The sequence below is a fragment of the Clostridium fallax genome, assembly GCF_900129365.1.
GTDB lineage: Bacteria > Bacillota > Clostridia > Clostridiales > Clostridiaceae > Clostridium_AH > Clostridium_AH fallax.
This window is the reverse complement of sequence record NZ_FQVM01000001.1, coordinates 60,547-86,735: the sequence shown is the minus strand read 5'-3', so window position 1 is coordinate 86,735 and position 26,189 is coordinate 60,547. Positions and strand designations below refer to the sequence as shown.

Below are 26,189 nucleotides of genomic sequence, written 5' to 3'. Positions count from 1 at the left end.
AGTTAAATAAATCTAATAAAAAATAAATTAGAAAGTTAATTTATTTTTTATAAATGATGTTTAGTTAAATCTAAAAATATTTTTATATAATCTAAAATCTTTAAAGTTTCTTTAAAAATTCAAGTTACTCTTTAAGAGAAGAAAAAATAAATTTTAAATTTTTCTAATTTTAAATCTATCATAAAAATAAATAAAATTTATATAAGGGAAAGGATTGATAAAAGAAAATGTCAAGAGAAATGATTTCAGTAAATAATCTTACTAAAAAGATTAGAAGAAGAATTATAATTGATAATTTGAATTTTAAAGTTAATGAAGGAGAGATTTGTGGATTTATAGGTCCTAATGGTGCTGGAAAAACTACTATGATAAGGATTTTAACTGGACTTATAGGTAAAACCTCAGGAGAAGTTTATTTAAATGGTGTTGATGTTACAAAAGATAGAAAAAAAGCATTAGAAAATTTAGGGGCTATTGTTGAAGAACCTATATTTTTTCCTTACCTTACAGGAGAAGAGGCTTTATTAAATCTATCAATTTTAAATGAAGGAATGACCAAAGAAGAAAGAGAGGAAAAGGTAAAAGAGGTAATAAAAATAGTAAGACTTGAAGGAAGAGAGGGAGATAAGGTTTCTACTTATTCTTTAGGAATGAAGCAAAGATTAGGTATAGCTCAAGCTCTTTTAAATAATCCTAAAGTAATAATTTTAGATGAACCTACTAATGGGTTAGACCCTATTGGAATCGTAGATCTTAGAGAGCTTATACTAAACCTTAATAAAGAAAGAGGAATTACATTTTTTATATCTAGTCATTTATTAGACGAGCTTCAAAAAATCTGTAATAACTTAGTTATGATAAAGGAAGGAAAATTAGTTTGGAGTGGAAGCAAAAATGATTTATTAAATACTATGAAAGATTCTAATAATCTAGAAGAAGTATTTGTAAACTTAATGAAATAAGGAGAAATGAAAAATGAAAAATCTTTTTTTATGTGAATGGCAAAGGTTTTGGAAGAGAAAAACTACAGTTCTTTGTTTTTTATTATCAATTGTAGTAATAGTAGTTTCAGTTATAGATTCTATAAAATTTAATAAATCATTAAATATAGCAGATCCACAATATATTAGTCTTTATAAATTTCCATTAGAAGTTCTACAAAAAAAGTTTATTTTAGTATTTAATATTATTTTAATATTCTTGATTATACTATCTGTTACAGAAGAATTTAGAAATAGAACTATAAGAATGGTTCTAATAAGACCTATAAAAATGGCAAATATATTTTTATCTAAATTTTTAGTTATAGCAGCATTTATGTTTTTATTTTTGATGATTTGTTTTATTGGAAGTTATTTAGCAGGATATTTTATTTTTCCTAAAATAAATAAGATTAGTTTATTATATTATGTTAATACACTTAATGGAATAGAAATGCTTTTATATTCTTTAAAATATTATTTAATTTTATTTTTAACTTTAATAGCATTTTCTCAAGTTATATTTTTTATAGCAATTATAAGTAAATCCACAGTAATTGCTACAGGAATTAGCATTGGATTCTTATTATTTTCTTTAATGTATCCAACAGTTATAGGTGTATTTTTTAGAGAAGATACTTTGAAAACTTTAAAAATAAAACTTTTATCATTAACTGAAGTTCAAATTAATGGTATACAAGCTATGATACCAAGTGGCAATAATTTGTTTTGGTATATATCTCTAATTATTTTAGGTTACATTTTTATATTTTTTAGTATTAATTATTTTATATATAAAAAGTCAGATAAATTAGTTTAAAGGAGAGGATAACTTTGAAAAATTTAGTTATAAGCGAATTTTACAGAATGATTCATAGTAAAAAGTATAAGATTTTACTTTTAATAGCATATATAGTATTTATTTTAAATGGATTTTATATAAGAATTTTTAATTTAGGTTTTTATGATCCATTAACAACAATAGAATTAAATTCTTTAAATGGAGCACCATTTATTTTAAGAGAGTTTCATTTATTTTTATTCTTTATATTTTGTCCAATAGTTTTTAGTGATATTTTTAATCATGAAGATGTATCTGGAAGTTATAGATTAATAATGTTAAGACCATATAAAAAAATAGATTTCATAATAAGTAGAATAATAACTTCAATTATATTTACTGGATTATTTGTATTTAGTATAGCTATTTTAGGGATTTTATTTGGATATTTATTCTTAGATAAAACTAGCAGTACAGTGTTTTTTGATGGTAATAATTATAATTTAGTTGGAGCTTTTTTATACAACTTAAAGTTTTATGGAGTTGAATTTATAATATTATTATCATTATTAGGAATAAGTTCTATTGTGGGAATTTTATCTCCTAATTCTGTTATAGCTTATTTAGGAAGTTTATCTTTATGTGTTGGGTTAGTTTATTTATCCCAGATATTTAGGTTTATGGCTTTCAGTTCACAATTTATTTTTGATGTTTTAAATAATAAAAATACAACACTTATTATTAGCTGCACTTTAATTGCTGTTATAACCTTAATAGCATCTGTTATTATTTTTAAAAGAAAAGATTATTTATATTAGTTTTATTGATGTATAATTTTGTATAATAATATCTTTAAATATAAACTTTATAGATTATAATTATTATTTTTAGATATTTAAATTATTAAGCTAGGTGTGATAAACATGAAAGAAAAAATTTTAATTGTAGATGATGATTTAGAAATTTTAGATTTATTATATGATACATTCACAGATGAAGATTATTTAGTATATAAGGCTTCTTGTGGAGATGAAGCTTTAGAAAAGTTAAAGGTATCTCCAGACATAATGTTATTAGATGTAATGATGCCAGAAAAAGATGGCTTTACTTTTTGTAAAGAAATTAGAGATATTATTTCTTGCCCAATAATATTTTTAACTGCTAAAGTTGAAGAAAAGGATATAATAAAAGGTTTAGCTTTAGGTGGAGATGATTATATTACAAAGCCTTTTAGTATTAAGGAGATAAGGGCAAGGGTTAAAGCTCACTTAAGAAGAGATAAGAGAGTTTCTTTAGAAGATAAGAGCTATATGATTTTTGATAATTTAAAGATTAACTTAAATAGTAGACAGATTCTGTATTTTGATGAAGCGATATCTTTAACTAGAAAGGAATTTGATATTATAGAACTTTTAGCTTTAAATGAAGGACAAGTATTTTCAAGAGAAAGAATGTATGAAAATATTTGGGGCTATGATGCTGAAGGTGATTCTTCTACAGTGGCAGAACATATAAAAAAAATAAGAGCAAAGTTTCAAAATGTAAATAGGGATTTTCATTATATAGAAACCATATGGGGGATAGGATATAAGTGGAATAAAGATTTAAAGAAGGAAAATAGAAATGTTTAAGAAATATTCTTTAAAAAAACAATTTGTATTAACTTTTATATTGATTATAGTTAGTAGTATTTTAAGTGTTTTGATATTAACTAGTTTATACTTTTTTCTTATGAATATAAAGGTTATAAATCCAGCTAATCATTATGAAAATATGGTTCCTAAAATTAAATCCTTTGTAGATAAAAATAGCGATAAAGTTTTAGATGAAAATTATAAAGATAAATTAGATGATGTTATACCTAGTGAGGGATTTTTATATAAAGTCATAGATTTTAAAAATAATAGTGAGTATGGTACTTTAAAAGAAAATATAACTATAGATAAAGGAGAAATATTAAGAAGGCTAAATACCACGGATATTGATTCTAAAAATGTAGTAAATTATTATTTGCCAGTTATAGATAAAAATGCATCTATAACCGGAGTTGTAATGCTTAGATATATTTTAAAGGTTACACCCAATCAAATTCCAAAGAGTATTTTTAAAGTTTTAACTAATATTATTATAATATGTCCCTTTCTATTTATAATTTTATATACTATAATTTTTGGTTCCAAATTATCTAAAAATATAAATAAGCCTTTAAAGGAACTAATTGAAGCTTCTAAAAAGATAAAAGAAAATGATTTAGATTTTACATTAAATTATTCATATGATAATGAACTTGGAAGTGTTATTGATTCTTTTGAGGAAATGAGAAAGCAATTAAAAATAACTTTAAAAAATCAGTGGAATGTAGAAGAAGAAAAAAGGGACATGATTTCATCATTATCTCATGATTTAAGAAGTCCTTTAACTTTAATAAAAGGAAATGCTCAATTATTAGAAGATGGAGCTTATAAAAATGAAGAAAGATTATTAAAATATTTAAATATAATTAATAAATCTACAGATAGAGCAATTCTTCTTGTTGAGGATTTAAATACTTTAAATAAATTAGAAAATCCTCATTTTAAATTAAATTTAAAAAAGGTAAATTTAAAAGATTTTTTAAAAAGTAAAATAGATGAATATAGAATTTTAGGAGACCAAAATAATATAGAAATTAATTTAAAAACAGAAAATATATCTAAAGATTTTAGTTATAATTTTGATAAATTTAATATATCTAGAGTTTTAGATAATATTTTTATGAATTCTCTTAGATATACTAAAGAGGGAGGAAATATAACTTTAAAGGTTTTAATAAAAGAAAATAAATTAAATTTTATAATATACGATGAAGGAAAAGGCTTTACAAAGGAAGATTTAAATTTAGCTTTAAATAAATTTTATAGAGGAGATAAATCTCGCCAAAAGAATAGTGGGAATTCAGGATTAGGATTATATATATGCAAAATAATAATAGAAAAACATAAAGGGAAGATACATATATATAATAATGAAAATGGAGCTGTAGTAGAATTCTTTATATAAAAATTAAAATATATTAGGATCCTTTATTATTATAATTTAATTTAATTTTTAAATTTGTTTAAAGACTATAAAGTTTATTAAAATAGTTTATAGAAAGATAATAATCATTATCTATTAATAATGATATAATTAAATTAAAGAAAGATGTTTAGTATAGCTAAATGTCTTAAAATATATTTTAGAGGTGAGATTTTATGGAGGAATTAGAAGTAATCATGACTGATTGGGGAGTTTTAGATCCTGTTGAACAAACTACTATAGACCATACTGAAAAGAGATTAGAGGATATAATAAATCATATAGAAGAAGTTAGTGAAAAATCAGAGAATAAAGAAGAATTGGATACTAAAAAATCTAAAATTAGAAATTATTTAGATAAAATTAAAACTGAAAGAGATCAAAAGAAAGCAATGAAAGAAGTTAAAAAAATATTTAAAGAATTTGATAAGATTTATAGTCATTGTTGTGATGATTATTTAAATAAAAAAGAATTAAAAAATAAGGTTTCAAAAACAATTAAGGATTTAAAAAAGATTGATAAATTAGAAGATAAAGAAGAACAACTTATAGATAAATGGATAGATAGTTTAAGCAAATAGTACCTACATATTTTAATATTTTTTATGAGAAGACCAAAAGATTAGAAAAATTCTAGTCTTTTGGTTTTTTTTTATTTAAAGGATATTTATACAAAATAGTTCTTAGGAAATGTTATTCTAATAAATTTTCTACTTTGATATAATATGACCATAGTGTTATAAAAAGGTGGATGTTAAATATGTATAAGACAATTGGAATACTGGCACATGTAGATGCAGGAAAAACTACTTTTGCAGAACAATTACTTTATCATACAAATAGTATAAGATCTAGAGGAAGGGTAGATCATAAAAATTCTTTTTTAGATTGTCATAGTATAGAAAGAGAAAGAGGAATTACTATATTTTCAGATCAAGGAATATTTGAATATAATAATTCAACTTATTATTTAATAGATACTCCAGGACATATTGATTTCTCACAAGAAATGGAGAGAACTATAAATATCTTAGATTATGCTGTAATTATAGTAAGTGCTGTTGATGGAGTTCAAGCTCATACAGAAAAAGTTTTTACATTACTTAAAAAATATAATATACCTACATTATTTTTCATCAATAAAACTGATAGAGAAAATGCCGATATAAATAAGGTTTTTGATGAGATTTCTTTAAAACTTACAAAAAACAACAGTTTTGTTTTAGATGATAACTTTGATGAAAATAAAATTAGTGAAGATTTAATAGAATTTATAGCAGATAAGGATGAGAAACTTCTTGAAAGATATTTAGAAGGTAATTATAATAAAGAACTTTGGATACAATCTATAAAAAATATGATAAAAAATAGAGTTATATTTCCTGTATTTAAAGGTTCTGCTCTTTATGATGATGGAATAGATGAATTTTTATATAAATTGGATATAATTACATATACAAATTATATAAAAGAGGAGAATTTTTCAGGGAGGATATATAAGGTTCGATATGATGATAAAGGTAAAAGAATAACATATATAAAAGCTTTAAAAGGAAAATTAAAAGTTAAAGATGATTTATCCTATGGAGATAAATCAAATGATTTTTGTGAAAAAATAAATGAAATAAGAATTTATAATGGTGAAAAATTTAAAACTGTTGATGAGGTTTCTGCTGGAGAAGTTTTTGCAGCAGTTGGAATTTCTAAAGGATTAGCTGGAGATGGTGTTGGAACTTTAAAAGATAGGGTTAACTTTAATACTACACCAACTTTAAAGTCTAAAGTTATTTTTGGTAAGGAGGTAAACTATAAAGATGTTTTAAAATATTTTAAAATTTTAGAAGAGGAAGATCCTACTTTGAATGTAGTTTGGGATGAATACCATAAAGAAATTAATATAAATATTATGGGAACTATACAATTAGAGGTTTTAAAGAAAATATTAGAAGATAGATTTAAAGTTATAATAGAATTTGGACCTTGCGAAATACTTTATAAGGAAACTATAAATGAATCGGTTTTAGGATATGGTCATTTTGAGCCTTTAGGTCATTATGGAGAAGTGTCTTTAAAGATAGAACCAGGGGATAGAAATAGTGGAATATCCTTTGAAAGTAAATGTCATGTAGATAATTTAGATATAGGAAGTCAAAACTTAGTAAAAACTCATATTTTCGAGAAAGATCATAAAGGAATATTAACTGGTTCTCCTATAACAGATTTAAAAATAACATTATTAGATGGAAGGTACCATAAAAAGCATACTAGTGGCGGAGATTTTAGAGAAGCGACATATAGAGCTTTAAGGCAAGGTTTAGAAAAGGTAAAAAATAAACTTCTTGAACCTTATTATAATTTTAAAATAGAAGTGCAATCAGATTATATAGGAAGAGTATTATCTGATATACAAAAATTAAATGGAACATTTAATCCACCACAAATTAATGAGAACAATTGTATTGTAATTGGAAGAGGACCAGTAGCTACTTTTATGAACTATAGTGTAGAATTAATATCTTTTACAAAGGGAAAAGGTATTATAACTTTGAATTTTGATGGATATGAGTATTGTCATAATGAATCTGAAATTATAGAAAGATTTAATTATGATAAAAATAAAGATAGTGAATATACATCAAAATCTATATTTTGTTCGAAAGGACAGTCATATACAGTAGATGCTGACAAAGTAGAGGATTATATTCATTGTTTAAGGAAGTAATTTCAAGAAAAAATGTGAAATTTAAATAAAAATAAGTAAAAAGGAGCTATAAATTAAAATATATTTAAATATTATAAGAATAGCTCCTTTAATTTTATGATATTGTTAGAATTTTAAGAATTTATAAAAAAAACAAAAAATACACTTGAAAATGTTTGCGAGAACATTTATAATTAAATCATCAAATAAATTAAAATATTTTTTTAATAATTCATGTAAATGTTTACTTGATAGCAATTATTTAAACGTAAATTTTTTTACAACAAAATGTTCACGAGAACATAATACTATTTATTAGGAGGACTAAAAATGAGAGGAATATTTTCAGCTTTACTAGTACCATATGATGAGAATGGAAACATAAAAGAAGAGGGATTAAGACAATTAGTTCGTCATAATATTGATAACTGTGGTGTAGATGGACTTTATGTTGGGGGAAGCACAGGAGAAAACTTTATGCTTTCAACAGATGAAAAGAAAAAAATATTTAAAATAGTAAAAGATGAAGCAAAAAATGATGTTAAATTAATAGCTCAAGTAGGGTCAATAAACTTAAAAGAGGCTGTTGAACTTGGAAAATATGCAACAGAACTTGGGTATGATTCATTATCAGCAGTAACACCATTTTATTACAAATTTGATTTTGAAGAAATTAAGGATTATTATAATACAATAATTGAAGCAACTGGAAATAATATGATAATATATTCAATACCATTTTTAACTGGAGTAAATATAACATTAAACCAATTTGGAGAATTGTTTGAAAATGAAAAAATAATAGGAGTTAAATTTACTCAAGGAGATTTCTATTTATTAGAAAGATTAAGAAAGGCTTTCCCTGATAAGCTAATATTCTCAGGATTTGATGAGATGCTTTTACCAGCAGTAGTTTGTGGTGTTGATGGAGCTATAGGAAGTACATATAATGTAAATGGTAAAAGAGCTAAAGAAATTTTTGAATTAGGAAAAGAAGGTAAAATTAAAGAAGCTTATGAAATTCAACATGTAACAAATGACTTAATAGAAGGCATCTTAAATAATGGGTTATACCAAACTATAAAAGAAATTCTTAAAGAAGAAGGTGTTGATGCAGGATACTGCAGAAAACCTATGAAGAGATTATCAGAAGATAAGGTAAAGGTTGCTAAAGAATTACACAAAAAGTTCTTTTAACAATAAGTAATATCAATAACATTATGGTAATTTAAAGATTAAAGAGGTGGTTATTTTAAATTTTATGTAATCACCTCTTTGAAAAAGTAATTGAGAATAGCATGGGGTGATAACTTTGAAAACAAGTTTTGAATTTTGGGATTATGTTGTATTAATAGGATATTCCTTATTTGTGCTTTTAGTTGGTATTATGGTTGCTAAAAAAGAAATGAAGGGAAAAGAGTACTTTAGAGGTGACGGAACTATTCCTTGGTGGGTTACAGCAGTAAGTTTATTTGCTACAATGTTAAGCCCAATTTCATTTTTAACATTAGCAGGACGTTCATTTTTAACTAATTGGTCATCATGGGTTGGACAATTAGGAATTTTCATAGCAGTTCCTCTAACAATAATGTTTTTCTTACCGGTTTATAAGAAGTTAAACATAGATACTGCTTATGAATACTTAGAAAAAAGATTTGACAAAAGATTAAGATTACTAGGAAGTTTAATGTTTGTAATATTCCAAATAGGAAGAATGTCAATAGTTATGTATCTACCAGCATTAGCATTAGCAATAGTTACTAAAATAGATATAAATATTTTAATAGTACTAATGGGTGCAGTTGCAATTATATATTCATATGTAGGTGGAATAAAATCAGTTTTATGGACAGACTTTATTCAAGGATTGGTATTATCTTTAGGCGCTGTATTTATTGTATTCTTCTTAGGATATCAAATACATGGAGGATTAGGAGAGGTAATCCGTGTAGGTGTTGCTGAGAATAAATTTTTAGATATAGCAAATATGCTAGATATAAACATATATAAAGAGAGCTTCTTTATAGTATTAATAGGAGCAGGACTTTCAACTTTATCTTCTTATGTATCAAGCCAAGATATGGTTCAAAGATACACAACAACAAGAAGTATAAAAGAAATGAAAAAAATGACTTATTTAAACGGTTTCTTATCAATAGGAATAGCTACAGTGTTCTTTTTTATAGGAACTGGAATGTATGTTTTCTATAAACAAAACCCAACATTATTATTAACACATGCAGAAGATTAAATTTTTGCAAGTTACATAGTAAGTCAATTACCAGTAGGTGTTTCAGGATTACTTTTAGCTGGTATATTTGCAGCAGGTCAATCAACACTTTCATCAGGATTAAACAGTGTTGCTACAAGCTGGACTTTAGATATACATAAAGTGTTAAAAGGCGGAATGGATAATGAAGCTGCAACTAAGTATGCAAAGATTCTTTCATTATTAGTTGGTATAGTATCAATAGTTGTATCAATAATCTTAGCTCATTCAGATCTAAAATCAGCTTTCTCATGGTTTAACGGATTTATAGGAATGGTTCTAGGATTAGTTGGTGGATTATTTGGACTAGGTATATTTACTAAAAAAGGTAATTCAAATGGAGCATTAGTAGGATTTGCTTTTGCAGTGGCTGTATCAATTGGTATAAAGTATTTTACTAAGATTAACTTTTGGGCTTATTCAATAATAAGTATAGTTGCATGTATATTATTTGGATATATATTCAGCTTAATATTTAAAACAAAAGTAAAAGATAATATTGATGAATTAACAATGTACGGTATAAAAAAATATAATGAAAATTGTGATACAGAAGAAGCAATTTAATATTTATTCAATAGATTTAAATTTAAAATTTATAGATATCCATATTAGTGTTCTTAAATAAAATATATAGTGTAAAAAAGAGTTAGGTGCATTAATTCACCTGACTCTTTTAAAAATGGAGGTATAGAGATGGTTATAGATAAAATAGAAAATTTTAATATGTATTGTACTAATGAAGTTATGAAGAAAGCTTGTGAGTTTATGAAAACTCATGATTTTTCTAAGGATTCTACTGGTGTTCATAAAATAGAAGGAGAAGATTTCTTTTATGTAATTGCAGAATATGATACAAAAAATTTAGAAGATGGATTCTGGGAATCTCATAAAAAATATATAGATGTTCATTACATGAAAAAAGGCGATGAAAAGATTTATTATGGAAATTTTGATGATATGAAGATTCTTAAAGATTATGATGAAACAGGAGATTGTTATATCTTAGATGGAGAATCACAAGGAGAGGTAATTGTTAAAGAAGAAAGTTTTGCTTTATGTTATCCTCAAGATGTTCATATGCCTGGAATAAAGGTTAATAATAATATTTCAATAAGAAAAGTTATATTTAAAATTCCAATGTAAAATAATCAGATAATAATAGTAATCTTATAGCAAAAATATACTATTTTGTAAGATATAAAGTGGAATAGTTAAAGGAAGTGTTTTTATGAAAAATAATTTTATAGAAAAAGTAAAAGATGGGCTTATAGTTTCTTGTCAAGCTTTAGAAGATGAGCCTTTACATAGTTCATTTATAATGTCTAAAATGGCTTTAGCTGCTAAGATTGGTGGTGCTGTTGGAATTAGAGCTAATACGGTTTCTGATATTCATGAAATTAAAAAAGAAGTAGATCTTCCTATAATAGGAATAATAAAAAAAGTATATGAAGATTGTCCTGTATATATAACTCCAACTATGGAAGAAGTAGATGCTTTATACAAAGAAGGAGTAGATGTTATAGCAATAGATGCAACTAAAAGGGAAAGACCAGATAAAAAGAATCTTAAAGATTTTATTAAAGAAGTAAAACAAAAATATCCAGATCAACTTTTAATGGCAGATATATCAACTGTAGAAGAAGCAAAAAATGCTGAAAAATATGGCTTTGACTTCGTAGGAACAACTCTACATGGTTATACAAAATACACAGAAGGTATGGATATTCAAGAAAATGGATTTGAATTTTTACAAAAGGTTTTAGACAATGTAAATATTCCAGTAATTGCAGAGGGGAAAGTTGATAAACCTGAAAAAGCAAAATATTGTTTAGGATTAGGAGCTTTAGCAGTAGTAACAGGAGGTGCTATAACTCGTCCTCAACTTATAACTAAATCTTTTGTAGAAGCTATTAAGGCTGACTAGGAGGTTATTATTTTGAAATATTTAGCTTTGGATATTGGTGGTACAAAAATAAAATATGGTATTGTAGATGAACTTGGAAATGTAGAAAACTCTAATTCTACTGATACTGAAGCATATAAAGGTGCAGATTATATTATACAAAAAATAAAAAAGATAATAGAAAATTTAATTAAGGAATATGATAACATTAAGGGCATAGGAATAAGTACTGCCGGACAAGTTAACAGTGAAGAAGGAGAAATAATTTTTGCAACAGAAACATTTCCAGGTTGGACCGGAGTTAAGCTAAGGAGAATAATAGAAGAAACTTTTAATTATCCTTGTTATGTTAATAATGATGTAAATTGTGCAGCACTAGGAGAGATGTGGGTTGGTGCAGCAAAGAATCAAAGGAATTTTCTTTGTTTAACTTTAGGTACTGGTATAGGTGGAGCTATAGTTATAAATGGAAATCTATTTACAGGTAATAATTATATAGCTGGAGAGTTTGGCCACATAACCTTATATGAAAATGGTGAGAAATGTAGCTGTGGACATAGAGGATGTTATGAACAATATGCATCAACATTAGCATTAGTTAGAAGATCAGAAAAAGAAATAAATTATAAGGAAAAATTAAATGGTAAAATTATTTTTGATAGAGCTAATGAAAATATAGAACCATATAAAACTGTAGTTGATAACTGGTGTGAAGATGTATCTTTAGGATTAAAAAACTTGATTCATATTTTTAATCCACCATTAATAGTAATTGGTGGAGGAGTATGTGAACAGGGAGATAATCTTATATATAAAATAGAAAACAAATTAAAAACTATGGTAATGCCATCCTTTTTAAAAGATTTAAAAATATCCACAGCAAAGTGTACAAATTTTGCTGGAATGTTAGGCGCTGTTTATGGTTTAAAAGAAAAATTAAATGAAGACTAAAAAATAAAATTGGTTTAATTTCATAATGAATTTAGTAATTTCTTATAATAAATAAAAATATAATTAATATAAAATTTTATAAGAATTAAAAAGTTTGTTTGTACGTAACTTATATATAAAAAAGAAAGATACTTTTTTAAAGAGTTTAAACTTTAATGAGGTATCTTTTTTTAATTAGTATGTCTAATAAAATATAGTAAAGTTTATTTATATTTAAAATAATAAAATAAAAGACAGTTTTGTTCAAAGGCAAAACTGTCTTTTATTTCTAAGAATTAATCTATGACTATATCCTTAAAGTATATAAAAAGTTTTAAAGATTATAGTTTAATATAATAATTTATAGGTTTAATTAGCTATAGATTATATCTTTAATTTTATCATTGTAATAGATAGAATCACTATAATCGTCCTCTATTTTTGATGCATATTTTTTAGCTAATTCTTTATCTTTATCTTTATATAATAAGGCTAGCTTATATATACATTCTGCAGTATAAGTATCTTTTTTATATTTATCCAAATACATTTTATAATATTTTATAGATTCATCAGTATTTTTTAAATTATCGTTAGAAGTAGCTATAAAATAAATTATATGTGGATTTAAATAGCTATCTTCAGAAAAATCTAATGCCTTTTTAAAATAAGCAAGAGCCTCTTCATATTTTTTTTCTTTAAATAAAGAAAGGCCATCTTCATAAAATTTTACTACACCTTTAGTTTTTAAAAATTCTTCAGCCTTATTATAAATATCAACATCTTCAGATGGTATTTTATCTTTAGGATTTTGAAGTATTAATTCATAAAGTCTATTTGAATTTTCTTCTTTTAAGGCAGAACTAAATTCTTTATTTAAATCAGCTGCTTTTGTCTTTTCATTAGATTCAGAATTAGTAGCTGAAGTTTCCTTATGTTGGTTAGAATCTTTAAAGCTTTTTGTAGAAATATAAGCTATAGTTCCTATAATAACTATTGCTAGAAGAACTATAATAGGTGTTCTCATTAATTTTTTTGAGCTACTATTTTTACTATTAATACTACTTGTATCTTTAGTAAACTTTAAATCATCTACACTAATTTTATTATTTGAATTAGAACCTTTAATATTAGATTCTACATTTTTATCTTGTTTATTAGATTTTTCTTTTTTATTATTTTTTAAATTTTTTGATTTAATATTTTCTTTAAAAGATTGTCCTTTTGTATTTTTAGAAGAACTTTCTAGGTCTTTATTATTGTTATTATTTAATTTATCTTCCTTTTTATTTTCATTAGAATATATTTCTTTTTTAGAATTTAAATTATTTTTAGAGGGTAAATCTTTATTTTCATTAGCTATTTCAGAAGTACCAAATAAATCGCAATCTTTTAATGCTTTAATTACATTTATCTTATTAAAGCCATCTTTAGAACATAAATATAATTTTTCTAACGCCTTTTTTTTGTTGTTATTCTTTATATATACTAAAGCTTCTTCATACAATTCTTTTTCTTTATAATATTTATCAATATTATTTAAATAATTTTTAGCTTCTTCATTATTATTATAGTCAGAATTTATTTTCCAACTTATTTTAGCAGCTTCTAACTCTCCTTTAAGATATAATAATTTTCCTTCAAGAGATAGAGCTTCTTCGTTATTATAATCTTTTTCTAAAATCTTTTCACATATATTTAACGCAGTTTCATAATCGTTTTGTTCATAACATGATAATGCTTTTTTTAGTTTTCTTTCAAAGTTTCTCATTTATCCTCCTTTGTAGCTAAAAAAATTATATAAATTAAGAAATAACTTATTTATACTATATAATAAATTTTATTAATTTCAAAATAGTAAATATTTACATGACTCGTTTGCATAAATAAACTTAATAAAATTAAGTTGAAATAAATATTATAAGATAAATATTAAAGTAAAAGATTAATATAATCAATAAATTCACTTTGTTTTAATTATAACATAATATATGAACTTAATATTAATAGATTTAATTTATTTTATATATAATAATTGCTAATATTTATTACATTAGTTTTTATAAGCTTTTATAATATTTATTTAAAATATAGATAATTATTATAAAATTATAAGTTATAGTAATAGAATTAATATTTTAGTATCCATCTTTAGTTTATTACATTCACTAGGTATAATATAGTTAAAAAACTAATTATTTACTTAAAGTGAAATATTTAAGGGGAGTAAATTAATGGATGGAGTTTTAGAAAAAAATATTATAGATACTAGTGAAGTTTTGCAGAATAAAGAAATAATAAATACTGGATACTTATTAGATAATAAATTAATAGTTAATTCTAAAGAAGAAAAACTTTTAGATACATTAAAGGAATGTTTATTAGAATGTGAAAAATTTTATTTTAGTGTAGCTTTTATTAATTTTAGTGGATTACAACTTTTATTAGATACATTTAAGGAATTAGAAGAAAAGGGAGTTAGAGGAGAAATAATAACTTCAACGTACCTTAACTTTACGGAACCTAAAGCTTTAGAAAAAATAAAAAACTTTAATAATATAAAGTTAAAAGTATTTTTAGCAACAAGGGAAAAGGGATTTCATACTAAAGTTTATATTTTTGAAAATAAAAAAGAATTTAAAGTTATTATAGGATCTTCAAATATTACTCAAAATGCATTAAAAAATAATATAGAGTGGAATGTTAAGATAGTTTCAAAGGAAGATAATACATTTATAAAAGATGTATTAGAAGAGTATATAAATTTATGGAATTCAACAAAAGAAATAGATGATGATTTTATAAAAGAATATGAAGAATTTATAAAAAAAATAAGAGTTGCAGAAAAAAATACAAAATTATATTTTAAAGATTATGAGATTATAAAACCTAATGATATGCAAAAAAGAGCGTTAGAAAACTTAAATAAATTAAGAGAAGCCGGTGAGAACAAAGCTTTAGTTATTTCTTCTACAGGTACAGGAAAGACCTTTATGGCAGCTTTTGATGTATTAAATTTTAAACCTAAGAAAATGCTTTTTTTGGTTCATAGAGAAGAGATTTTAAGGAGTGCAGAAAAGACATTTAAAAGACTATCAAAAAATAAAAATTATACTATGGGATTACTTACATCAACTAGAAAAGAAATAGATAGGCAATATATATTTTCAAGCATACAATCTATGAATATAAATTTAGAGAGATTTAGTAAGAAAGAATTTGATTATATTATAGTTGATGAAGCTCATCATTGTACTAGTAGTAGCTATAAAAAAGTTATGAATTATTTTAAACCTAAATTTTTACTTGGAATGACAGCAACTCCAGAAAGAGCTGATGGCGATAGTATTTTTGAAGCTTTTGATAATAATATTGCGTTAGAAGTAAGACTTCATGAAGCTTTAGATTTAAATTTAGTAATACCATTTCACTACTTTGGTATTACAGATATTAAAGATATTGATTTAAGTGATGTTAATATTGATGATCTTTCAAAGGTTGCAAAGATTTTAAGTATAAATAAAAGAGTAGATTTTATTATTGAGAAAATGAGTTTTTATGGATTTGATGGTATTAAAAGAAAATGTATAGGATTTTGTGCAAATATAGAACATGCTAAATATATGGCTGAAGAATTTAACAAAAGGGGAATAAAAAGTGCTTGTCTAACAGGAAATGATTCTCCTAAATTTAGAAGTGAAGTTATAGAAAAACTAGAATCAGATGAAAATGATTTAGAGGTAATATTTACAGTTGATATTTTTAATGAAGGTGTAGATATACCAGCTATTAATTTAATTCTTATGTTAAGACCAACAAACTCACCAATTGTTTTTATACAACAATTAGGAAGAGGACTTAGAAAATATAAAGATAAAACTTTTTTAACGGTATTAGACTTTATAGGAAATTATAATAAAGCCTTTTTAATTGCTATGGCATTAAAAGGATCAAGATATTATGATAAAGATAGTTTAAAGGTTGCAGTGGCAAATAACTTTTCAGATATACCAGGGTGTACTAATATAGAGATGGATAGAATAGCTAAGGAAAGAATATTAGAACAGATTAACAATGAAAAATTTAACTCTTTTAAATATTTAAAGGAACAATATTTAGAATTTAAAAAAATGAATGGAGGAGAAATTCCTTATTTATTATTAGATTATTTAAAATATGATGGAGCTCCGGATCCTATTAAGTTTTTAGTAAAAGAAAAAACTTATCTTAATTTTATTCAAAGAATAGAAAAAGATAGTAAGTTAAATAAAATCTTATGTAATGATAACTTTGTAAAAATAATTACATTACTAACAAAATATTTGCCTATAAAAAGGCCTTATGAATTTATAATATTAAAATATTTATTATATAAAAACTGTATAAATATAGAAGAGGTTAAAAAAGAAACTTTAAAATATATGGATTCAGTAGATGAAGAATCTATTGAGCATGCTTTAAGATGCTTAAATGGAGATTTTTATGATTCTAGTGAAAAAATAAGTAATATAAAATTATTTTTATATAATGAAAAAACTTTATATAAAAATAATATTTTTAATGATATTTTAAGTGACAAACAATATAAAATCTATATTGAAGATATAATAAACTATGGTTTAATTAGATATAAAAAGGAATTTGGAAGAAATAATTATGGCACACCTTTTTTAAAGCTATATGAACAATATAAGATGAAAGATATAGCATTACTTTCTAATTATAAAAAAACACATAGTTCTTTTAGGGGAAGCGGTCTATTAACTAATGGAAATGAATATTTTTTATTTATAGATTTACACAAAGAGACAGATATAAAAGAAAGTATAAATTATAAAGATAAGTTTTTAAGCAGGGATAAATTTCAATGGCAAAGTCCTAATTTAACTTCTCAATCTTCAAATAGAGGTAAAAATATAATATACAATGAAAAAAGAAAAATAAATTTACATCTATTTGTAAGAAAATATAAAGAAATTGATAGAGTATCTCAGCCCTATGTTTATATAGGAACAGGAAACACAATAACTTTTCAAGGTGAAAAACCAATAACTATAATATTTAATCTTAAATATAAAGTCCCTAAAGACTTATATATTGAATTTAATGAAAAAGTATAGCTTTTTAGCTATACTTTTTCATTAACTAATTGTTCTACAGCAGCCATATCTGCTGGAGCCCATTTTAGTGATGGAAGGTTTTCTCTTTTTAGCCACAGTAATTTAGAATGTTCATGAGCTTTAGGAGTTCCTTCTATAAGATTACATTTTACTGTTACTAAGTTTACTATAAAATTTCCATAATCATAGGAGTTATCATTAAATATACTTTTAAATTCAACAGAACACTTAAGTTCTTCAAAAATTTCTCTCTCTATAGTAGCTTTAAAGTCCTCACCTTCTTCCATTTTACCACCTGGAAATTCCCAAGAGTTTGGTAAAGTCATTTTAGGAGAACGTAAAGCGCATAAAATTTCATTATTAGAATTTTCTATTATAGCTCCTACTACTCTTATATTTTTCTTCATAATACAATCACCCCAAATTAGTTTAGCATAGACTATAAACTTTAAAAAGTTTTATAAATCTTATAATTCTAGATAATCTAAAAATAATTAAGAAATATAAGGTGAAATTAAATTTTTTATATAATTTAGTATAAGTATTTCATGAATATAGATATATGTGATTTAGTATTTAAAGTATTTAATTAATAAGATATAATTTATATGAGAGATTAATTATAATTTTTTGGGGGAGTTTAGTTTGAATAAGTGTATTTTAGATAAAGAAAAATTAGAGCTTAAAGGTAGAGGTATATTGCCTCAAAAGCAAGAGGGATATTTTGCAATTAGATTTATAAGTAAAGCAGGATATTTTAATACAGATGAGATGACAGCTTTAACTAATATAGCAAAAGAATATGGTAATGGAAATATAGGATTAACTAGTAGATTAACTATTGAAATTCCATATATAAAATATGAAAATTTGGAAAAAGTATTAAAAGAGGCAAAAAGCAATGGGTTAGTAGTTGGAGGCGGTGGTCCAACTGTAAGAGCTATTTTAACTTGCAAAGGAACAGTTTGTACTCATGGACTTATAGATACAAACCACATAGCCTTAGAGATAGAAGAAAGATTTTTTGGAAAGAAATTACCTCACAAATTTAAAATAGCAGTTTTAGGATGTAATAATAGTTATGGAAAAGCTCAAGTAAATGATATAGGAATTTTACCTATAAAGAAAGTACATATATTAGAAGAAAATTGTATTCTTTGTGATAAGTGTGTAAAGTTTTGTAAATATGATGGAATGAAAAAAGAAAATAATAAGATAGTTATAAGTAATGAAAAATGTATTAGTTGTGGTAAATGTATAAAGGTTTGTCCGACAAAAGCTATAGAAGGTGAAGAAATAGAGTTTTTAATTTTCTTAGGAGGAAGATTAGGAAGAAAAGCTAGACTAGCTACACCTATAAATAAAAGTTTTAAAAGAGAAGAGATTATAAATGCTGTAGATAAAATAATAAAATATTTTGAAAGTCAGGCTAATAAAAATGAAAGATTTGCAGATGTTATAGAAAGAATAGGTCTTAAATCTGTTGAAGAAGAAATACTAAATTCTCTTTAAAAATATAAAAATATTTATTATAATATTAAATGTTTTTAAAAGATATAAATATTTTTTGTATAAATATTGATTAGGCAGAATGTTAAATTAAAGAATAAAAAAATATTAATATATAAATATTTATTTTAATGCTTTTTAATTAGTAAAAGTTAGTATTGTAAAGAAATATGTTGCTAATAATATTATTAAATTTAAAGATAGCTTATAATAATGTTTTACTAACAATTAAATTTATGCAATAATATAAAAATAAAAAATAACTTATTAATATTAATCATTAAACTATATGAGTTTACCAAATAGTCTAATGATTATTTTATTTGGCGAGGTGGAAGATGAAAAAAGGATTTGACGACAAAAAATACCTAGAAGAGCAATCAAAATATATTTTGGAAAGAGTTAATAACTTTGATAAGTTATATCTAGAATTTGGTGGAAAGCTTATAGGGGATCTTCATGCAAAAAGAGTGTTACCAGGATTTGATGAAGATGCAAAAATAAAATTATTACATAAACTAAGAGAAAAAGTTGAGATAGTAATTTGTGTTTATGCAGGTGACATTGAAAGAAATAAAATAAGAGGTGATTATGGCATCACTTATGATATGGATGTTTTAAGACTTATTGATGATTTAAGATCTTATGATCTTGATGTAAATAGTGTTTTAATAACAAGATATGAAGACCAACCAGCAGCAACAGTATTTATAAATAAGCTTGAGCGTAGAGGAATAAAGGTATACAAACATAGACCAACTGCAGGCTACCCAACAGATGTAGATACTATAGTAAGTGATGAAGGATATGGTAAGAATCCATATATAGAAACAACAAAGCCAATAGTTGTTGTAACTGCTCCAGGACCTGGAAGTGGAAAGCTTGCAACTTGTCTTAGTCAACTTTATCATGAATTTAGACAGGGAAAACTTGCAGGATATTCAAAGTTTGAAACTTTTCCAGTTTGGAACGTACCATTAAAGCATCCTTTAAATATAGCTTATGAAGCTGCAACAGCAGACCTTAAAGATGTTAATATGATAGATTCATTCCATCTTGATGCTTATGGAAAAATGGCAGTAAACTATAACCGTGATCTTGAAATGTTTCCTGTAATAAAAAGAATAATAGAGAAGATAACAGGTACAGATTCAATATATAAATCACCAACAGACATGGGTGTTAATAGAGTTGGATTTGGAATAATAGATGATGAAGTTGTTAAGGAAGCATCTAAACAAGAAATAATAAGAAGATACTTTAAAACAAGTTGTGAGTACAAAAAAGGTTATGTAGATAAAGAAACCTTTGAAAGAGTTAAAATAATAATGGAAAGTCTTGATTTAAAGCAAGATGATAGAAAAGTCGTTGTTCCAGCCAGGGAATATTCAATCAAACTAAAGGAAAATTCAGATAAAAATGATATCTGCCCAGTAGTTGCAATGGAGCTTAATGATGGAACAATACTAACAGGTAAGAGCTCAGATTTAATGGAAGGAACAGCTGCAGTAGTATTAAATGCTATAAAACACTTTGCAAAAATTGCAGATGAAATGCATCTTATTTCTCCAGTTATACTTGAGCCAATTATAAATTTAAAATCAAAAACATTAGGTAGCAAAAATGCATCATTAAATTGTGAAGAAATTTTAATGGCTCTTAGCATATGTGCTGCTACAAATCCAATGGCTCAAGTAGCTATGGAAAAATTATCAATGCTAAAGGGCGCTCAAGCTCATTCAACTGCTATAATAAGTAGAAGTGACGAACAAACTTTTAGAAAGCTTGGTATAGATATAACTTGTGACCCTGAATACCCTTCAGCAAGTTTATATTATAATGAATAATAAATAAAAAGTTATAATAAACCCAACTATTACCCCAAATAATAGTTGGGTTTTTAATTGTATAATAAATTGAAAAAATTTGCAAGATAAAAAAATTTTTTGAGGCAATAAATTTTATTTATTTACTTTAAAAAAATATTATATTAAGCTAAAGTTAGATTAATATGAAATGGAGAATAAAATGAATAATATATTTTTAACTATAATAATGCCTATGTATAATGTGAAAAATTATATAAAGAAATCTTTAGAAAGCTTAAATAATCAAAAATGCAAAGATTTTGAGGTGATTTTAATAGATGATGGTTCTTTAGATAATTCTTATGAAGTAGCTAAAAATTATCTAAGCAGTACTGATTTAAACTATAATATTATAAAAGAAGAAAATTTAGGGCAAAGTTTTGCAAGAAATAAAGGATTAGAGTTAGCCAAGGGACAGTATATATTATTTTTAGATTCTGATGATTTTATAAATGAAAAATTAGTAGAAAAAACAAAGGAAATAACAAAAGAAATTAATCCAGATATATTACTTTTTGATTATAAAAGAGTAAGGGAAAATGGAGAGATAATAAATAATAAAAAACTATCATTTGATTATTTAAAAAAAATAAATAATGGCATAGAAATATTTTATAGCTACAAAAATAATGAATTTAGATTATGGACATCCAGTCTAATATATAAAAAAGAGTTCATAAAGAATAATAATATAAAATATTTAGTAGGAGCTTATGGAGCAGAGGATTTAAATTTTATATTTAAGTCATTAATTAAGGCAAAAAATATTTTTGCAATTGAAGATGTATTATCCTATTATTTTCAAAGAAAAGATTCTCTTACTAATAACCCAGATATAACAAAAAATATTACAGTAATAGATTCTATGGAAGATGTATGTAATTTTATTTTAGACAATTCTTTAGATTCTAAGTTAGAAGATATAATAAAAAGAGAATTTATTCCAGAGCATATAATGTATCAAATTTTTGGATCTATAAACAAAAACAATAAAAATCAAATTAAAAAAGTTTTGAAGAATTCTAAAGTAAAAAAATATTTGAAAGGTTGTAAGTACAATACAACTAGATATGGAAGAAGCATGTTTATTTGGACTAAATTCGCCTATTATTTTCCAAGTAAATTTATAGATACTTATCTAAAAAGAAAATAAATTTAATTATTTTATCTTTTTTGAGATATATTTTATTACATATATAAATCTTTTTAAAACATACTAACATATAAATATGTTTATAAAGGAGTGCTTACTTATGAAATATAGGAATAAAAAAGAGTATTCAAAAGATAATTATCTAAAAAATGGTACAAAAACTCAAAATCAATATGCTAAAAGTAGTTTTAATACAACTGTTGAAGAACCTGGAATTAATGAAAGTGGAATAATTGCGAAGAAAAAAGGATTTTAAAATTTAAAAGATTTATTAAAAAGTTTTTTAAATAGAGTTTAATTTAATAATTAGATAAAAAGCTGTATCGAAATTAAATTTTTATAATTTTATAAAAATTTTTGATACAGCTTTATATTATGAGGTAATAATATAAATCATAATATTAAAATGTTATAAATACTTAGATACAAAAATCATATATAAAATATATTTTATATCAAAAAACAATTTATTTGTTTTCATTAAAAATATTTTTTAATTCTTTTATAAGAAGTTTATTTTCATTAGGTTTTAAGATGCAAACTCTAAAGAAGTATTTATCAAGACCTTCAAAAGAGGTACAGTCTCTTATAATTATTTTTTTATGTAAAAGTTTATTATATAAGTTTTTAGCAGTTAGGAATTCATTATCTATTTTACATAATATAAAATTTCCATTACTATGAAAAACTTTTAAACCTTTTACTTCATTTAATTCTTTTAATAAGTATTCTCTTTCAGTTTCCATGTTATTTTGAATTAGATTTATGTAATCTTTATCTTTAAACATAATTTCTCCCATTATAGAAGCAAATATATTTATATTCCATAAATCAAGATGTTCATAAATTTTATTTAATATATTTTTATTAGAAATTAATCCATAACCTAATCTAATGCCAGGTGTTGAAAAGAATTTAGAAGTGCCTCTTATTACAAATAGATTTTCAAAATTATCTACTAAAGATGTAGATGAAAATTCAGAAGTCTTTGTAAATTCTATATAAGTTTCATCAATCATAACAAAAGCATTGCTATCTTTTAATAAATATTTTATTTCTTCTTTAGTAAAAGCAAAACCTGTAGGGTTATTTGGATTACAAATTATTATTAAATCATAGTTTTCATTTTTTAGTATGGTTTTTATATCATTTATATTAATCTTAAAATTATCAAATTCATTAGAAAAATATTTAGTTATTGTAGAATTTATTTTTTTAAGCTCATGTTCATATTCAGAATATGCCGGTGAAAGTAATAAAGTTTTTTTAGGATTTATAGTTTTTATAAAGGAAGAAATAAGTTCTGTAGCACCACTACCTAAAATAATATTTTCCTTTTTGCAAATACAATACTCTGATATTGAAGCCTTTAGTTTTTTATATTCTGGATCTGGATAAATAGAGACCATATTTATATTATTAATAACAGCTTTCTTAGCTTTTATTGATGAACCAAAGGGATTAATATTAGAGCTAAAGTCCATAAATTCTGTTTCTTTAAAGCCTAACTTATTGGCCAAATCAAATAAATTAGCTCCATGATTTATAGTCATAATAAACCTCCTAAATATAAGATTATTTAATCTATTAGCTAAATATATTATAAACAATATAATCATTAAAATAAAACTATCTTCATTAACTAATATTAATATAATGGAGATTTAATATAGACTAGATAAAATTTTTATTAGTATATTTATAAAACTAGGTAAAAGTTCTAAAAATTTTTATAAAATTTTAAAACCCTATTTAGAATTAAAATACTAAATAGGGTTCCAGCATTATTAAATTATTTTTTGAAGGAAAATGTAAAATAAAAAACATATTTCTTTTTTAATATACTATAAATTATCTATAAAAAAAGTACAATTTAATTAAAAATATTTATATATGATTAATTTCTTTCCAACTTAAAAAATACTGATTTAATATTTTACGAAGAATGCTTCCTATTTTAGAGTAAGCATCATCATTAAGGTTTGCTAAGGATATTCTAATAGACCATTCCGGACCAGAAAAGCCACCTCCACTTAATAAAACTATAGAAGATTCCTTGGCTAATTTAAATAGAATATCTACTGGTTTAGAGTTTTTTTCTAAATAAATAGCAAAATCTTTTCCGTAATTATCTTTAGCCCATTCCAATAAATCAAATTCTGTATAATATGAAGCATCATAAGGATTATTATCTAGTTTTAATCCTAATCCTTTAAATAATAATTTTTGACGACGACGGCAAATAGATTTTGTTAAATTTCTATAATCTTTATTTTTATCTATTAAATCAAATATGGAAAAAAAAGCCATTTGTATTTGCTGAGGAGTAGATAAACCAGCAGTGTGATTAAGTGCTACTTGCCTACTGTCTGCTACAATCCTATCTATAAAAGGAATATTATAAGGGTTTATAGATAAATCACTATATCTTTTATCTAAACTTTGCTTTTTATCTAAAGGTAAATCCCTTAATAATTTATCAAATATATTATTCTCGTTAATGGCAATAGTTCCTAAACGCCATCCAGTTACCCCAAAATATTTAGAGAAGGAATATACCCCAATTGAGTTATATGGAAAAGAAGCTACTAAGGATTTAAAATTATCTACAAAAGTTCCATAAACATCATCAGAAATTATCATTAAATTTGGATTATAAGTATTTATTATATTAATTAATTCATTAGTACATTCGTCACTTATTGCAACAGAAGGTGGATTGCTAGGATTTACTACAAATAAAGCCTTAATAGATTTATCTTTAAGTTTTTCAAGTTCAGAGATTGGATATTGCCAAGTATGTTTACCATCTTTAGATAATTCATTAGCATTTATTTTTATAACCTGAAGGTCGTAAGTAGGAAGTATTGGAATTTCAAGATAAGGAGTAAAAACAGGAGTCATTATAGCTATTTTATCTCCTTTATTTAAAAGATAGTTTTCCTTTAGAGAATTAAATATGTAACACATAGCAGCTGTTGCACCTTCTACGGCAAATATATTAAATTTTCCATTTTGCTCCTTATAATTTAGTATAGAAATAAGATAATCATGAATTACTTTTTCTACATGAGGAAGAATCCTATCTGGAAAAGGATAATTGTCACCAATAATTCCATCTGTAAGTTCATAAACAAAGTCATCTACATTAAAAGAAAGTTCTATAGCAGCATAGTTAATTAGTTTTCTTATAAGTTCTACACCAGGAGCATCATTATTTTTTGTTATGTATTTAGCTAATCTATTAGTTATGCCCCCTTTATGAGGCATTCCAGCTAAGGAATCTTTGCTCCATACTCTACGACATTCTGAAATTGCAAATTGACCAAAGGTAAAAAAGGCTTCTCTAGGAGTAGCTGCAGTCCAATTAGGATTACCTCTTCCTGCATCTAATAATGTACGGGAACTTTTCCTTTTTTGTCCTTTTGCTAAATTTATAAGCTGATTTTTAAATTCAAAGGGGCTTATTTCACCATATACTTTTTCTAATTCTTCACGAATAATATTTATTTTATCCATAAAAATACCTCTTTTGATAAATTTTATATTAGAAATTTTAAATGAAATTATTTCTAGTTATAAATATATAATTCCCTTAAAAAAATAATTAATCATCACTACATACACAAAAAGAATTTTGAAGTTCAATTAAATCCTCTTTGCTAAGAGAATTATAATATTTATTCCAATGATCTTCTGAACAAAATTTACCTACCTTATTTTCATAATAGCTATCTTTATTTAAAGTTTTATGACAATACAAGCATTTATCAACCATATCTTTTAAACCTCCTTAAAATATATTTTGCATAATTAAAAGTATTATATTTGTAATATTTAAATTTTAATATTAAAGTTATCTTTAATATTAATTGTATACTAATAGAAGGTAAATAAAAATTAAGTATAGGTTAA

At 24.1% G+C, this 26,189-nt stretch carries 21 protein-coding genes and 1 pseudogene; 17 read left to right on the top strand and 5 right to left on the bottom strand.

All coding sequences use genetic code 11. The features are described 5' to 3' along the window. The first annotated feature begins 227 nt into the window (after positions 1-227). The 12 genes and pseudogenes from BUA70_RS00375 (at position 228) to BUA70_RS00320 (ending at position 12,645) form a co-directional block, all read left to right on the top strand. Entirely contained in the window at positions 228-962 is a 735-nt protein-coding gene (locus BUA70_RS00375; RefSeq protein WP_072892244.1) for an ABC transporter ATP-binding protein, read from the top strand. A 13-nt stretch (positions 963-975) separates the two neighbouring features. Next, the gene (locus BUA70_RS00370) at positions 976-1,800 is read left to right on the top strand and encodes an ABC transporter permease (protein WP_072892243.1); all 825 of its coding nucleotides are present in this window, start codon (positions 976-978) and stop codon (positions 1,798-1,800) included. A 14-nt stretch (positions 1,801-1,814) separates the two neighbouring features. Beyond that, a complete protein-coding gene (locus BUA70_RS00365; RefSeq protein ID WP_072892242.1) occupies positions 1,815-2,579 on the top strand; it encodes a hypothetical protein in 765 nt (254 codons plus the stop codon). A 105-nt stretch (positions 2,580-2,684) separates the two neighbouring features. Then, complete coding sequence (locus tag BUA70_RS00360; protein ID WP_072892241.1) at positions 2,685-3,392, top strand: response regulator transcription factor; 708 nt, start codon at positions 2,685-2,687, stop codon at positions 3,390-3,392. After that, entirely contained in the window at positions 3,385-4,800 is a 1,416-nt protein-coding gene (locus tag BUA70_RS00355; protein ID WP_083573408.1) for a HAMP domain-containing sensor histidine kinase, read from the top strand. The genes BUA70_RS00360 and BUA70_RS00355 overlap by 8 nt, the downstream gene beginning before the upstream one ends. 194 nt (positions 4,801-4,994) lie before the next feature. Further along, positions 4,995-5,399, top strand: coding sequence for a hypothetical protein (locus BUA70_RS00350; protein WP_072892240.1), 405 nt, complete (start codon positions 4,995-4,997; stop codon positions 5,397-5,399). A gap of 179 nt (positions 5,400-5,578) precedes the next feature. Next, on the top strand, positions 5,579-7,540 hold the full coding sequence (locus BUA70_RS00345) for a GTP-binding protein (RefSeq protein WP_072892239.1): 1,962 nt from the start codon (positions 5,579-5,581) through the stop codon (positions 7,538-7,540). Between the two features lie 309 nt (positions 7,541-7,849). Then, positions 7,850-8,716, top strand: coding sequence for an N-acetylneuraminate lyase (locus BUA70_RS00340; protein ID WP_072892238.1), 867 nt, complete (start codon positions 7,850-7,852; stop codon positions 8,714-8,716). Between the two features lie 115 nt (positions 8,717-8,831). Beyond that, positions 8,832-10,355 (top strand): annotated as a pseudogene (locus BUA70_RS00335) (sodium:solute symporter family protein). Positions 10,356-10,484: 129 nt separating this feature from the next. Next, positions 10,485-10,934 carry a NanQ anomerase/TabA/YiaL family protein gene (locus tag BUA70_RS00330; RefSeq protein ID WP_072892237.1) on the top strand — a complete coding sequence of 150 codons (450 nt, stop codon included), beginning with the start codon at positions 10,485-10,487 and terminating at the stop codon, positions 10,932-10,934. Between the two features lie 85 nt (positions 10,935-11,019). Continuing rightward, a complete protein-coding gene (locus BUA70_RS00325; protein ID WP_072892236.1) occupies positions 11,020-11,715 on the top strand; it encodes an N-acetylmannosamine-6-phosphate 2-epimerase in 696 nt (231 codons plus the stop codon). A gap of 12 nt (positions 11,716-11,727) precedes the next feature. Next, positions 11,728-12,645, top strand: coding sequence for an ROK family protein (locus BUA70_RS00320; RefSeq protein WP_072892235.1), 918 nt, complete (start codon positions 11,728-11,730; stop codon positions 12,643-12,645). A gap of 352 nt (positions 12,646-12,997) precedes the next feature. Here BUA70_RS00320 and BUA70_RS00315 read toward each other — a convergent pair whose 3' ends face one another. Next, positions 12,998-14,395, bottom strand: a complete 1,398-nt coding sequence (locus BUA70_RS00315; protein WP_072892234.1) for a tetratricopeptide repeat protein — start codon at positions 14,393-14,395, stop codon at positions 12,998-13,000. A gap of 463 nt (positions 14,396-14,858) precedes the next feature. On the opposite strand from BUA70_RS00315, the gene BUA70_RS00310 reads away from it, so the two are divergent. After that, on the top strand, positions 14,859-17,744 hold the full coding sequence (locus BUA70_RS00310; protein WP_072892233.1) for a DEAD/DEAH box helicase: 2,886 nt from the start codon (positions 14,859-14,861) through the stop codon (positions 17,742-17,744). Positions 17,745-17,752: 8 nt separating this feature from the next. Here BUA70_RS00310 and BUA70_RS00305 read toward each other — a convergent pair whose 3' ends face one another. After that, a complete protein-coding gene (locus tag BUA70_RS00305; RefSeq protein ID WP_072892232.1) occupies positions 17,753-18,151 on the bottom strand; it encodes a (deoxy)nucleoside triphosphate pyrophosphohydrolase in 399 nt (132 codons plus the stop codon). Between the two features lie 238 nt (positions 18,152-18,389). On the opposite strand from BUA70_RS00305, the gene BUA70_RS00300 reads away from it, so the two are divergent. The 4 genes from BUA70_RS00300 (at position 18,390) to BUA70_RS13110 (ending at position 22,530) form a co-directional block, all read left to right on the top strand. Then, complete coding sequence (locus BUA70_RS00300; RefSeq protein WP_083573407.1) at positions 18,390-19,256, top strand: 4Fe-4S binding protein; 867 nt, start codon at positions 18,390-18,392, stop codon at positions 19,254-19,256. Between the two features lie 335 nt (positions 19,257-19,591). Further along, complete coding sequence (locus BUA70_RS00295) at positions 19,592-21,100, top strand: DUF1846 domain-containing protein (RefSeq protein ID WP_072892231.1); 1,509 nt, start codon at positions 19,592-19,594, stop codon at positions 21,098-21,100. Between the two features lie 181 nt (positions 21,101-21,281). Further along, the gene (locus BUA70_RS00290) at positions 21,282-22,274 is read left to right on the top strand and encodes a glycosyltransferase family 2 protein (RefSeq protein ID WP_072892230.1); all 993 of its coding nucleotides are present in this window, start codon (positions 21,282-21,284) and stop codon (positions 22,272-22,274) included. A gap of 100 nt (positions 22,275-22,374) precedes the next feature. Then, positions 22,375-22,530, top strand: a complete 156-nt coding sequence (locus tag BUA70_RS13110) for a hypothetical protein (RefSeq protein WP_172607488.1) — start codon at positions 22,375-22,377, stop codon at positions 22,528-22,530. A gap of 211 nt (positions 22,531-22,741) precedes the next feature. Here the strand turns inward: BUA70_RS13110 and BUA70_RS00285 are convergent, their stop codons facing one another. The 3 genes from BUA70_RS00285 to BUA70_RS13105 all read right to left on the bottom strand — a co-directional run bounded on the left by BUA70_RS00285 (position 22,742) and on the right by BUA70_RS13105 (position 26,052). Next, complete coding sequence (locus tag BUA70_RS00285; protein ID WP_072892229.1) at positions 22,742-23,827, bottom strand: pyridoxal phosphate-dependent aminotransferase; 1,086 nt, start codon at positions 23,825-23,827, stop codon at positions 22,742-22,744. Positions 23,828-24,161: 334 nt separating this feature from the next. Beyond that, the gene (gene aspD, locus BUA70_RS00280; RefSeq protein WP_072892228.1) at positions 24,162-25,793 is read right to left on the bottom strand and encodes an aspartate 4-decarboxylase; all 1,632 of its coding nucleotides are present in this window, start codon (positions 25,791-25,793) and stop codon (positions 24,162-24,164) included. A gap of 88 nt (positions 25,794-25,881) precedes the next feature. After that, entirely contained in the window at positions 25,882-26,052 is a 171-nt protein-coding gene (locus BUA70_RS13105; RefSeq protein ID WP_172607487.1) for a hypothetical protein, read from the bottom strand. Positions 26,053-26,189 lie beyond the last annotated feature (137 nt).